Here is a 12,143-nt window from a genome sequence, read left to right as displayed (position 1 = left end):
ACTCTGGGACGGACTTGGGCTGGTTTCAATACTGGATACGATAAACCGGCTTAGCCGCCTGACCTGAACCGCCGTATACGGATCCGTACGTACGGTGGTGTGAGAGGACGGCGGATGTAAATCCGCCTCCTACTCGATATCTGAAATTTGTGAGTTTTGACGCGTTTGTTGGAGCGCGGCTTGTCCCGCGAGCTGGCGCGCAGCGGCAGTAAACCCGGTGCGCGCGGTCTGCCTGTTACGCCCTGTGCGCAGGTTTACGACGGGTTCCCCGCCGGTCGCGGGACAAGCCCGTCTCCTACATGAAAGGTGCGGTGCCAGCTTGCCTTAATGCCAGTCAGTTAAGGAAAAAGAAGCAGCGACCTCAAAAAAGCAGCCCCATGATTTCAGGGGCTCCCTGCATCAGACGAAAAGTGGACATCGTTCAAAAGGGGCTTAACTGATTGGCATTAGGGCTTGCCCGCGAAAAGGTCATTTCAAGCGCTGCATTTCTAGCACCTGAAACAAAGTCATCGCGGGTAAGCCTCAGCTCGCCAAAGAATAAATCTCATATTCTATTTGGTGCTAACCAAATGAATAAATAAGATTTATAGGAATAAAAAAGTCCTGTTAAGGTCTCTCTCGTGCAGGCGCATTCGTCGGCAATGAATTGCTAAAAACACCTTGTCCGCCATCGGTCGGGAAGGTGCTACCTGATACTTACAGCAAAGGAGCGTGCCATGCGCACTGTCATTTTGCGTCAAGGCCTGTTCGCTCTGTTTGCTGCGGCGGTGTCCTTCGGCGTTATTACTCAAGCTCAGGCCGACACGCTACGTATCGGTTATCAAAAATATGGCACGTTGGTACTGCTCAAGGCCAAGGGTTCGCTGGAAAAGAAGCTGGCCGAGCAAAACGTACAAGTGCAATGGACAGAGTTCCCCGGCGGCCCGCAGCTGCTTGAAGGGCTGAACGTTGGGTCCATCGACTTTGGGGTCACGGGCGAAACTCCGCCAGTCTTTGCCCAGGCAGCAGGTGCCGATCTGTTGTACGTCGCTTCCGAGCCGCCCGCGCCGACCAGCGAAGCAATCCTGGTGCCGAAGGATTCGCCGATCACCTCCGTCAAAGAGCTCAAGGGCAAGAAGGTTGTCCTCAACAAAGGCTCAAATGTGCATTACCTATTGGTCCGTGCGCTTGAAGAAGCGGGCCTGAAATACACCGACATCCAGACTGTATTCCTGCCGCCTGCCGATGCGCGCGCTGCATTCGAGCGCGGCAGTGTCGATGCCTGGGTCATCTGGGACCCATACCAAGCGGCTGCCGAGCAACAACTGCAAGCGCGTACGCTGCGTAACGGCACAGGTATCGTCGACAACAACCAGTTTTACCTGGCGACCAAACCTTATGCACAACAGCATCCGAAAGTGATTCAGACGCTGGTCGAAGAAGTGCGCGCAGTGGGCGAGTGGTCCAAGGCGAATCCGGACGAAGTGACTAAACAGGTTGCGCCGCTGTTGGGTCTGCCCGTGGACATCACCGCGATTTCGGTCAAGCGCCAGGGTTATGGCGCGTCGTTCATCACACCGGCAACGGTCGCGGCGCAACAGAAAATCGCCGACACGTTTTACCAACTCAAATTGATTCCTAAACCACTCAGCATCGCCGACGTGATTTGGACACCACCCGCTGCTGTCGCGAAAGCACAGTGATCTTCGGGCCCTTTGAGGAGACAACTCCATGAGCCTCAGCTCTACACAGAACATTACCCACAGACTGGCGCCCTGGGTGCTACCGGTCTTGTTGTTGGCGGTGTGGCAACTGGCGGTCAGCGCGGGGTGGTTATCCACGCGCATTCTTCCAGCGCCCAGCGCCGTGATTGAAGCGGGCGTAAACCTGGTTCGCAGTGGCGAGATCTGGACTCACCTGGCCATCAGTGGCTGGCGTGCCGGTGTTGGTTTTGCCATCGGCGGCAGTATTGGCCTGGCGCTGGGTTTTATCACCGGTCTGTCGAAATGGGGCGAACGCCTGCTCGACAGTTCGGTGCAGATGATCCGTAACGTGCCGCACCTGGCGTTGATCCCATTGGTGATCCTCTGGTTCGGTATCGATGAAACCGCCAAGGTGTTTTTGGTGGCCCTGGGCACGCTGTTTCCGATTTACCTCAACACGTATCACGGTATTCGCAACATCGATCCGGCGCTGGTGGAGATGTCTCGCAGTTACGGCTTGTCCGGGTTTCGTTTGTTTTGGCACGTGATCCTGCCGGGGGCCATGCCTTCGATTCTGGTGGGCGTGCGGTTCGCGCTGGGCTTCATGTGGCTGACGTTGATTGTTGCGGAAACCATTTCCGCCAGCTCCGGCATTGGCTATTTGGCGATGAACGCCCGGGAGTTTCTGCAAACTGACGTGGTGGTGCTGGCGATTCTGCTGTACGCGGTGCTTGGCAAGTTGGCGGACCTCGCGGCTCGGGGGCTGGAGCGGGTTTGCCTGCGGTGGCACCCAGCGTATCAAGTGGCTAAAGGCGGTGCAGCATGAGCAATCTCCAACAACCGGCAAACCTGTTACGCGGGATTCCAGTGAAAGTCCGCAACCTGAAGAAAACCTTCGGCTCGCGGGAAGTTTTGAAAGACATCGACCTGCACATTCCTGCTGGTCAGTTCGTGGCGGTAGTCGGACGCAGTGGCTGTGGCAAAAGTACCTTGTTGCGTTTGTTGGCTGGCCTCGACCAGCCCAGCGCAGGACAGCTGCTGGCAGGCTCGGCGTCGCTGGCCGATGCACGGGAAGACACACGGCTGATGTTCCAGGAAGCGCGTTTGCTGCCCTGGAAGAAAGTCATCGACAACGTTGGCCTCGGTTTGGCTGGCAACTGGCGTGCAAAAGCCCTTGAGGCACTCCAAGCGGTTGGCTTGGCCGAGCGCGCTAATGAATGGCCTGCGGCGTTATCCGGTGGGCAGAAGCAACGTGTGGCCTTGGCCCGAGCGCTGATCCACCAACCGCGCTTGCTGTTGCTGGACGAGCCGCTGGGTGCGTTGGACGCGCTGACCCGTATCGAGATGCAGCAGTTGATCGAGCGTCTTTGGCAGCAGCATGGCTTCACGGTGTTGCTGGTGACCCATGACGTCAGTGAAGCGGTGGCGATTGCCGACCGCGTGTTGCTGATTGAAGAAGGCGAAATCGGCCTTGATTTGTTGGTCGATCTGCCGCGTCCTCGCGCTCGTGGTTCCTATCGCCTCGCTGCGCTGGAAACTGAAGTACTCAATCGAGTGTTGTCGATCCCAGGCTCGCCGCCTGAACCCGAACCCACTTCACCATTGCCCACGCAACTGCGCTGGGCCAATTAACCACAACGCTATACAGCATCAGAAATCGACCCCAGAGGAAGCCTCATCATGACTATCAAAGCAATCAACGTACGCAACCAGTTCAAAGGCACCATCAAGGAAATCGTCTTCGGTGACGTGCTGTCGGAAATCGACGTCCAGACCGCCTCCGGCGTCGTCACTTCTGTAATCACCACCCGCTCTGTCAAAGAGTTGGAATTGGTGATCGGGAGCGAAGTGATCGCGTTCGTGAAATCCACCGAGGTGTCGATCGCCAAGTTGTGATCGATGCGTCACCCACAACCCCGAAGCGCGCGAGCCCTTCGGGGTTTTTTATTGAGTTTGGCCAGCGACTCTCTGTAGGAGATTGCCTGCTACTCGATGACCACGGGCGTTTTTACAGCCCGTTCTTGGCTTTGAACTCACGACGCCGACGGTGCAGCACGGGCTCGGTGTAGCCGTTTGGTTGTTTGGTGCCTTCGATCACCAGCTCAACCGCCGCCTGGAACGCGATATTGCTGTCGAAATCCGGCGCTAGCGGGCGATACAGCGCGTCGCCATCGTTCTGACGATCCACCACCGGCGCCATGCGCTTGAGGCTTTCCAACACTTGCTGCTGGTTGACCACGCCGTGGCGCAACCAGTTGGCGATGTGTTGACTGGAGATTCGCAGTGTCGCGCGATCTTCCATAAGGGCGACATCGTTGATGTCCGGCACCTTCGAGCAGCCCACACCCTGATCGATCCAGCGCACCACATAACCCAGAATGCTCTGCGAGTTGTTGTCCAACTCGTTCTGAATTTCTTCAGGCGTCCAATTTATGTTCGGCGCCAGCGGGATAGTCAGGATGTCATCAATCGACGCAGGCGTGCGCTTCGCCAATTGGGCCTGACGCGCGAACACGTCGACCTTGTGATAGTGCAGCGCATGCAAGGCCGCAGCGGTTGGCGACGGCACCCAAGCGGTGTTTGCACCTGCCAGCGGGTGTGCGATTTTTTGTTCCAGCATCGCCGCCATCAGATCCGGCATCGCCCACATGCCCTTACCGATTTGCGCACGACCTTGCAGGCCGCACTTCAGACCGATATCGACGTTGGAGTTCTCGTACGCGCTAATCCACTTCTCGGCTTTCATCTGCGCCTTGCGCACCACCGGACCCGCTTCCATTGACGTGTGGATTTCATCGCCGGTGCGATCGAGGAAGCCCGTGTTGATGAACACCACACGCTCGCTGGCGGCTTTGATGCAGGCCTTGAGGTTGACCGTGGTGCGGCGCTCCTCGTCCATGATCCCGACTTTCAGGGTGTTGTGCGGCAGGTTCAGGACGTTTTCGATACGGCCAAACAGCTCGTTGGTGAACGCCGCTTCTTCCGGGCCGTGCATTTTCGGTTTGACGATGTACACCGAGCCGCTGCGGCTGTTGCTGCGGGTACTGCTGCCATTGAGGTTGTGGATCGCCGCAAGGCTGGTCATCAGGCCGTCGAGAATCCCTTCTGGCACTTCATTACCCTGATTGTCGAGGATGGCGTCGATAGTCATCAGGTGGCCGACGTTACGCACGAACAGTAGTGAGCGGCCATGCAGCGTCACCGGCTCGCCAGTCGGCGAAGTGTAGACGCGGTCGGCATTCATGATGCGCGTGAAAGTAGTGCCGCCTTTGGCGACCTCTTCCGAGAGGTCGCCCTTCATCAGGCCTAACCAGTTGCGGTAAACCACGACTTTGTCGTCGGCATCGACGGCAGCGATGGAGTCTTCGCAGTCCATGATGGTGGTCAGCGCGGCTTCCATCAGCACGTCTTTCACGCCAGCGGCGTCGGTCTGGCCAACCGGGCTTGAGGCGTCGATCTGAATTTCGAAATGCAGGCCATGGTGCTTGAGCAGCACGGCAGTCGGCGCGGATGCTTGGCCCTGAAAACCGATCAGTTGCGCGTCATCTTTAAGGCCCGTGTTGCTGCCGCCTTTTAGGCCGACGACCAGCTTGCCATCGACCAGTTTGTACGCAGTGGAATCGACGTGGGAGCCTGCGGCCAAAGGCGCGGCTTCGTCGAGGAAGGCGCGTGCGAAAGCGATGACCTTGTCACCGCGAACCTTGTTGTAGCCTTTGCCTTTCTCGGCGCCGTCGGCTTCGCTGATGGCGTCGGTGCCATACAGCGCGTCATACAACGAACCCCAGCGCGCGTTGGAGGCGTTGAGCGCGAAGCGGGCGTTCATCACCGGCACTACCAATTGCGGGCCGGCCATATGGGCGATTTCTTCGTCGACGTTTTGCGTCGATATCTGGAAGTCCGCCGCTTCTGGCAGCAGATAACCGATTTCCTGAAGGAACGCTTTGTAAGCTGGGGCGTCGTGGGCCTTGCCGGCGTTGGACTGGTGCCAGGCGTCGATTTTTGCCTGTAGGTCGTCACGTTTCGCGAGTAGGGCTTTGTTCTTCGGCGCCAGCTCGTGAATGAGCTTATCGGTACCCACCCAGAATGTAGCGGCATCGAGACCGGTTCCGGGAATGGCTTCGTTGTTCACGAAATCCAGCAGGACTTTGGCGACCTGAAGGCCACCGACTTGAACGTGTTCAGTCATTGCTTGCCTCACTCTACTCAGCTATGTGCGCTTCAATGTTGAGCGCTCTTTTATTAAAGCCATTGACCAAATGCTGCGCTCCATCCAACACATGCCAAGGTTGGCGGCTGGGCTTTTGGGCGTGCAGCGAGGTGGGCTCAGGCAGTGTTCCAACGTTATGTAGTGGACGCGGCGCAATACTACATGATGAGTCGCAGCGTGAGAATCAGACTAAATATGTCACATGACGCCGAGTTTCACGGGTGGCCTGTAGAGGTCCATGATGTTCTCAAGAAATTCACGAATTGTTCCAGATAATCTCAAAAAGAGTACACGATTGGTGCTTCATAGAACGGTTCGGCACTTGGCTACGGGTTGCCTATACTTGGCCAACCGCCGCACAGACCGGTATTACCGGCCTGCTGAAAAGCAAAAAGAAGAGGAATTGACCGTGGATCATCTCGTTGTCACCGTATTTGCGCCCGACAAGCCAGGGCAGGTTGAGCAGATTGCAGCCTGCATCGCCAATCATGGCGGCAACTGGCTGGAAAGCCGCATGACGCATATGGCTGGGCAATTCGCCGGGATCTTGCGCGTACAGGTCCCGGTCCAGGCGCGTGATGAGCTGATCAGCGCGCTGCAAGCGTTAGCAAAAGACGGCATCCGCACGCAGTTCGCCGAAAGCACAATCGAGAGTGCCAGCGCCTGGAAGCCGATCAACATGGAATTGGTCGGCAATGATCGCCCCGGCATCGTACGCGACATCACGCGGCTGCTGACTCAGCAGGGGGTGAACGTCGAGCAACTGGCTACCGATGTTTCCCCAGCGCCCATGAGCAGCGAAACACTGTTCCATGCCAACGCGGTATTGGGCGTGCCCCTGACGTTATCGCTGGATGTATTGAAGACGCACCTGGAGACACTGGCCGATGATCTGATGGTCGAATTGGTGTTGAAATCGGAGGAGTGAGGTTCGTCCGCTGCTGAATTTGCCTTTGGAGCGCCGCATCACTTCCGACTGGAAACCTGCTCGCCAACACGTTGGCTCCTACACCTGAACTGAGCCCTCAGCCACAATTACCCGCCGCTACTCATCCATTACGGCGCGCCATTGGCGGATGTCTTTAATGTGGCGGTTGATCAGATGTAGGAGTGAACGTGTTCGCGAGGCGGCGTTTCAGAAACACCGCGTGGATCGCCTCGCCAACAAGTTGGCTCCTACAGAAGCCCCCGTGTTTCAGGGCGGGTTATTCAGGTTTTCCATAGCTCTGCCTGTGGATAACCTGCGGATAGCGCGTTGTAGCCCTCGGCCATCAAGGCTGTGCTGGCGTTGATCAAAAAATCAACAGTTTCAATGGCTTGTACACAAATAGCTTGAACGAGATTGTGGATAACCTGAGGGAAGATTGCTGCAAGCCATGCAGGTCGTGGCTTGCAGCGACCTGATCATTTAATGAGCAGGTTTTTCACGGTCGGCGACGCAGGCTCATCCACGCATCGACGCTATAGATCACCAAGCCCGCCCAGATAAATCCAAACGTCACCATGGTGCTCGGTGCCATGTGTTCGCCGTATACCAGCACGGCCAATGACAACACCAGAACCGGCGCGATGTACTGCAAAAAACCCAACGTCGCGTACGGCAAATGCCGCGCCGCAGCGTTAAAGCACACCAATGGCACCAGCGTGATTGGCCCAGCGGCGGCCAGCCAGATCGCGTCCGTGGTGGTCCAGAACTCGCTTTGCGCGCTATGCGCCATCGGGTTGAACAGCAACCAGCCCACCGCCAGCGGCACCAATATCCAGGTTTCAACCACCAGCCCCGGCAACGCGGCGACAGGCGCCTGTTTGCGGATCAGCCCGTAGAAACCAAAACTGAACGCCAGCGCCAGGGAAATCCACGGCAGACTGCCCACTTGCCACACCTGCTGCGTAACGCCGATCAGCGCGAGGATCACCGCAATCCATTGCAAGGGCCGCAAGCGTTCGCGCAGTAGCACCATGCCCAGCATCACGTTGATCAAAGGGTTGATGAAGTATCCCAGGCTGGCTTCTACCATGTGCCCGCTATTTACCGCCCACACGTAGATCAGCCAATTACCCGCAACCAGTGATCCGCTGAGTGCAAGCACCGCAAAGCGTCGGGGATTATCGCAAAGCTCCTGCCACCAGCCAGGATGCTTCCACACCAGCGTCAGCAACGCCAAGCCGAAGACCGCCGACCAGATCGCCCGATTGACGATGATTTCAATCGGCGCAACGCTGGAAAGGAGTTTGAAATAGATCGGGAACAATCCCCAGATGATGTAGGCGCTAAGGCCAAGAATGTACCCGCGACGCGGGTTGACGGCTTGCATGCGAAGTCCTGTTGCAGGTTTTTGTATTTTGCATTGTTGGAGCAAGGCCAGGCGGTGTTCCGCTTGCCCGCCAAAGCGTCGGATCTACCTAATTGAAGGGCATCTGCCCGCAAGACTTCGCGGGCAAGCCTAGCTCCTTCAATGCGTTTTGACCCTGCACCTCCATGAACTGCACCTACATGTGGGAGCCGGGCTTGTCCCGCGACCGGCGGGGAACCCGTCGTAAAACCTGCGCACGCGGTGTGACAGGCAGACCGCACGTACCGGGTTTACTGCCGCTGCGCGCCAGATCGCGGGACAAGCCGCGCTCCTACATTTGGGGCGCAGTTCAATGTGTTTTTGGCCCTGACCCACCATGTAAAAACCGGGCAAGCCTCGCTCCCATTATTGTGGTTAAAACAACTTCAATGGTTCTTCATTCAGTGCCGAGAGTTGCTCGCGCAACGCCAGCACTTGATCGCCCCAGTACCGCTCGGTGCCGAACCAGGAAAAGCTGTGAGGAAACGCCGGATCGTCCCAGCGTCTGGCCAGCCATGCGCTGTAGTGCATCAGCCGTAGCGCACGTAGCGGCTCGATGAGCGCCAGTTCGCGTGGATTGAAATCGTGGAATTCGTTGTAGCCGTCCATCAATTCCGACAACTGACTCAGGCATTCATGGCGATCACCGGCAAGCATCATCCAGATGTCCTGCACGGCAGGGCCCATGCGGCAGTCGTCTAGATCGACAATATGGAAAATGTCGTCGCGGGTCATCATGTTGCCAGGGTGACAGTCGCCATGGACGCGGATGTTCTGGTGTGAAGTGGCGGCATAGACGTCTTCGACGCGCTTAAGCAGGTCGCGGGCCACGGATTCATACGCGGGCAACAGGCTGCGAGGGATGCAGTTGTTTTCTAACAGGTAGGCCAGCGAGTCGTGGCCGAAATTTTTCACCCCGAGCGCTTCGCGGTGTACGAACGGTTTGGTGGCACCCACAGCGTGAATGCGCCCGAGCAGTTGGCCCAGGCGATAAAGCTGATCGAGATTGCCCGGCTCTGGCGCCCGCCCGCCGCGACGTGGGAACAGGGTGAAGCGAAAGCCTGCGTGCTCAAACAGGGTTGCACCGTTATGCACCATCGGCGCGACAACCGGGATGTCGACCTCGGCCAGTTCGGCGGTGAAGCTGTGTTCTTCGAGGATGGCCTCGGTGGTCCAGCGATGTGGCCGGTAAAACTTTGCAATCAGCGGCTGATCGTCTTCGATCCCAACCTGATAGACGCGGTTCTCGTAGCTGTTAAGCGCAAGAATGCGCGCGTCGCTGACAAAACCAATGCTTTCGACGGCATCGAGTACGAGGTCAGGCGTGAGTGTTGCAAACGGGTGGGCCATGCTTACTCCTGCGCGCAGCAGGCTGCCGCGTCGGGCCCGTCATGGTAACGCAGACGCATGTAAATGAGGTGGCAGGTTTCAGTAATGCCCGGACAGCCAGTTCATGCCGAGCCTGATCTGCATCCCAATGGTCAGAAACGCTGAACTCGCGAGCAAATGCAACACCACCCGGTTTGCACAGGTGTTCGATTCAGGTGGGCGGGCGCTGTTTCTCCACACAATCTCCACATTCCCCGCATAAACCCTCCATGTGCCGCTCGCAAGCTTGCCCTATCAAACATCGGGAGAGCCCCATGAGCCGTGGCATGAGTGTATTCAAGTTGGGAATGATCGCGCTGTTGATCCTGTTGTTGATGATTGCGTTGATGATGATCAGCGGTCTGATCAGTGATCGGCAAAACCAGCGCGATGGGGTGTTGGAGGGCATTGCTCGTAGCTCCAGTTATAGCCAGCAATTGAGCGGACCGATCCTGATCGTGCCTTATCGCAAAGCCATACATATCTGGAAGCTCAACGCCCAGACCCAGGAGCGTTATCAGGAGACGATCGAAGAACGAGGGCGTTTGTACTTTTTGCCGGAGCGTTTCGAGCTCGATGGCAAGGTGCAAACCGAAGTGCGCTCCAGGGGGATTTACGAGGCGCGGCTTTACCATGCCGACAACCACATCAGCGGGCATTTCGTTTTGCCGGAGCACTTCGGGTTGGGCGATGACTTTGCCGATTACCAGTTCGATGAGCCGTTTATGGCGGTGGGGATCAGCGATGTTCGCGGCATCGAAAATGCGCTAAAGCTCGATCTTGATGGGCAACAGCTGGATTTCGTACCGGGCACCCGTGTGCCGCTGCTGGGGGAGGGGGTGAGCGTTGCACTGCCAATGGAGACAGGGGCGCAGCAGACCCAACTGAACTTCGCCTTTGACCTGCGCTTGCAAGGCACGGGGCAACTGCAAATCACCCCTGTGGGCAAGACCAGTTCTGTGCAGTTGTCCGCCGATTGGCCGCATCCCAGCTTTATCGGCAGCTATCTGCCGGCAAAACGCGAGGTGTCGGAGCAAGGTTTTAGCGCCAACTGGCAGGCTTCTTTCTTCTCCACCAACTTGCAGGAAATACTCAATCGCTGCGCCGCAGACCAGGTATGCGCCGAATTTCAGGGTCGCAGCTTCGGCGTGAGTTTTATCTCGCCTGTGGATCAGTATTTGAAGAGTGACCGCTCAATCAAATATGCGTTGCTGTTCATTGCGCTGACGTTCGCCGGGTTCTTGTTGCTCGAAGTGCTCAAGGGGTTGGCGGTCCACCCTGTGCAATACGCGTTGGTGGGGGCGGCGCTGGCGCTGTTTTACCTGTTGCTGCTGTCGCTGTCCGAGCACATCGGGTTTGCCTTGGCGTACCTGTTGTCGGCGAGTGCTTGTGTGTCGCTGATTGGGTTTTATGTCTGCCATGTGCTCGGCAGTGTGCGCCATGGGCTGGGTTTTGGTCTGGCGTTGGGGACGCTGTATGCCTTGCTTTACGGGCTGCTCAGTGCCGAAGACTACGCGCTGCTGATGGGGGCACTGTTGTTGTTCGGTTTGTTGGTGGTGTTCATGGTGCTGACCTGCAAGCTGGATTGGTATGGCCTTGCTCAGCCGGCATCTGGCAACGTCGAGGTGAGTCATGAGTAGGTGGCGCGGTTTGCGGGAGGATCAGCTGATAGGGGAGAAGCTGGTTGCACAGATCAATGAGTTTTTGGTGGATCGGCGATGTCGGGCGGCAGCGGGAAAAGACCGAACGGCTGAGCGTTGCGTAAATCCCACAAATAGACCTTCGGCCCCATTCCCCAGCATGACCGCGCATGGCGTCGGCGGTTGTTCGCAGGCCTATTACGCCGGCGGTTGAGTCGCGATCATCGACGGCCGCTGGCACACTTCGTAATACCAGGCCCCCAGACGCGGGTAGCGGCTGCGCCAGCCAAGGTCGGGCTGGCGCAAATCCAGATAACCCAAGCCTGCGGCCAGGCTGATGGAGGCGATATCAAAGTGCGAACTCAGCTCGGTGACCGCTTCTTGCTCGAAGTACGACAGCGAACGGGCAATTTTTTCCTGCTGGTTGTCGAGCCATTCTGCCCATTGCTTTTGTGCTGGCCGCAGGAATGTCTCGTAGCGAATCAGCACCGCCGCATCAAGCAGCGCATCGGCCAGCGATGCCAGTGTCAGGCGTCTCCAGCGAGCAGAGCCTTCACGGGGGATCAGCGGGTTGCCGACATGTTGATGATCGAGGTAATCGAGAATCACCCGACTGTCGTGCAGCACGTTACCGTCGGCCAGGCACAGCGCGGGTAGCTTGCCCGCAGGATTCTCCTGGCACAGATCGTTATTGGGGTTTACCGGCGTGACATTGACCGGCTTGAGGCTCACGCGGTTCGTTTGTCCGGTCTCGTGTAGCAGCACCAACACTTTGCGTGAGAAAGGCGATGCCGGGTTGTAGTACAGCGTCATACTCGGAGCAGACATGGACATTCCCCTTATCGGACTGTCTCGTAGACTAGTCAGCGCAAGTACAGTGCGCAATAGCGGCTTGAAACTGCTCGGCTAACCA

General features: G+C 57.5%; 10 protein-coding genes. 6 read left to right on the top strand and 4 right to left on the bottom strand.

From position 1 onward, the window contains the following. Positions 1 to 716 precede the first annotated feature (716 nt). From VGC62_RS17270 to VGC62_RS17255, 4 genes are read left to right on the top strand one after another with little or no spacing between them, the layout of a single operon-like run. The gene (locus VGC62_RS17270) at positions 717 to 1,682 is read left to right on the top strand and encodes a sulfonate ABC transporter substrate-binding protein (protein ID WP_331188294.1); all 966 of its coding nucleotides are present in this window, start codon (positions 717 to 719) and stop codon (positions 1,680 to 1,682) included. A 28-nt stretch (positions 1,683 to 1,710) separates the two neighbouring features. Beyond that, complete coding sequence (gene ssuC / locus VGC62_RS17265) at positions 1,711 to 2,508, top strand: aliphatic sulfonate ABC transporter permease SsuC (RefSeq protein ID WP_331188293.1); 798 nt, start codon at positions 1,711 to 1,713, stop codon at positions 2,506 to 2,508. After that, positions 2,505 to 3,314: an aliphatic sulfonates ABC transporter ATP-binding protein gene (gene ssuB / locus VGC62_RS17260; RefSeq protein ID WP_331188292.1), complete on the top strand. Its 810-nt coding sequence runs from the start codon at positions 2,505 to 2,507 to the stop codon at positions 3,312 to 3,314. The genes ssuC and ssuB overlap by 4 nt, the downstream gene beginning before the upstream one ends. 48 nt (positions 3,315 to 3,362) lie before the next feature. Next, complete coding sequence (locus VGC62_RS17255) at positions 3,363 to 3,578, top strand: TOBE domain-containing protein (protein ID WP_331188291.1); 216 nt, start codon at positions 3,363 to 3,365, stop codon at positions 3,576 to 3,578. Positions 3,579 to 3,690: 112 nt separating this feature from the next. Here VGC62_RS17255 and VGC62_RS17250 read toward each other — a convergent pair whose 3' ends face one another. Next, positions 3,691 to 5,868: a malate synthase G gene (locus VGC62_RS17250; protein ID WP_331188290.1), complete on the bottom strand. Its 2,178-nt coding sequence runs from the start codon at positions 5,866 to 5,868 to the stop codon at positions 3,691 to 3,693. A gap of 430 nt (positions 5,869 to 6,298) precedes the next feature. Between VGC62_RS17250 and VGC62_RS17245 the strand changes: the two genes are divergently transcribed. After that, positions 6,299 to 6,817 (top strand): glycine cleavage system protein R, encoded by a 519-nt coding sequence (locus VGC62_RS17245; RefSeq protein ID WP_331188289.1) that lies wholly within the window; start codon positions 6,299 to 6,301, stop codon positions 6,815 to 6,817. 496 nt (positions 6,818 to 7,313) lie between these two features. On the opposite strand, the gene rarD is transcribed toward VGC62_RS17245, so the two are convergent. Both rarD and VGC62_RS17235 read right to left on the bottom strand, forming a co-directional pair. Next, positions 7,314 to 8,204 carry an EamA family transporter RarD gene (gene rarD, locus VGC62_RS17240; protein ID WP_331188288.1) on the bottom strand — a complete coding sequence of 297 codons (891 nt, stop codon included), beginning with the start codon at positions 8,202 to 8,204 and terminating at the stop codon, positions 7,314 to 7,316. 393 nt (positions 8,205 to 8,597) lie between these two features. Further along, the gene (locus VGC62_RS17235) at positions 8,598 to 9,572 is read right to left on the bottom strand and encodes a serine/threonine protein kinase (RefSeq protein WP_331188287.1); all 975 of its coding nucleotides are present in this window, start codon (positions 9,570 to 9,572) and stop codon (positions 8,598 to 8,600) included. 305 nt (positions 9,573 to 9,877) lie between these two features. On the opposite strand from VGC62_RS17235, the gene creD reads away from it, so the two are divergent. Next, on the top strand, positions 9,878 to 11,230 hold the full coding sequence (gene creD / locus VGC62_RS17230) for a cell envelope integrity protein CreD (protein WP_414705817.1): 1,353 nt from the start codon (positions 9,878 to 9,880) through the stop codon (positions 11,228 to 11,230). A 198-nt stretch (positions 11,231 to 11,428) separates the two neighbouring features. Here the strand turns inward: creD and VGC62_RS17225 are convergent, their stop codons facing one another. After that, on the bottom strand, positions 11,429 to 12,058 hold the full coding sequence (locus VGC62_RS17225; RefSeq protein WP_331188285.1) for a glutathione S-transferase family protein: 630 nt from the start codon (positions 12,056 to 12,058) through the stop codon (positions 11,429 to 11,431). Positions 12,059 to 12,143 lie beyond the last annotated feature (85 nt).

The sequence above is a fragment of the Pseudomonas sp. genome (genome assembly GCF_036404235.1).
In the GTDB taxonomy this organism is placed as follows: Bacteria; Pseudomonadota; Gammaproteobacteria; order Pseudomonadales; family Pseudomonadaceae; genus Aquipseudomonas.
Note: the sequence above shows the minus strand (reverse complement) of the source record. Positions and strands in the feature narration are given on the sequence as shown.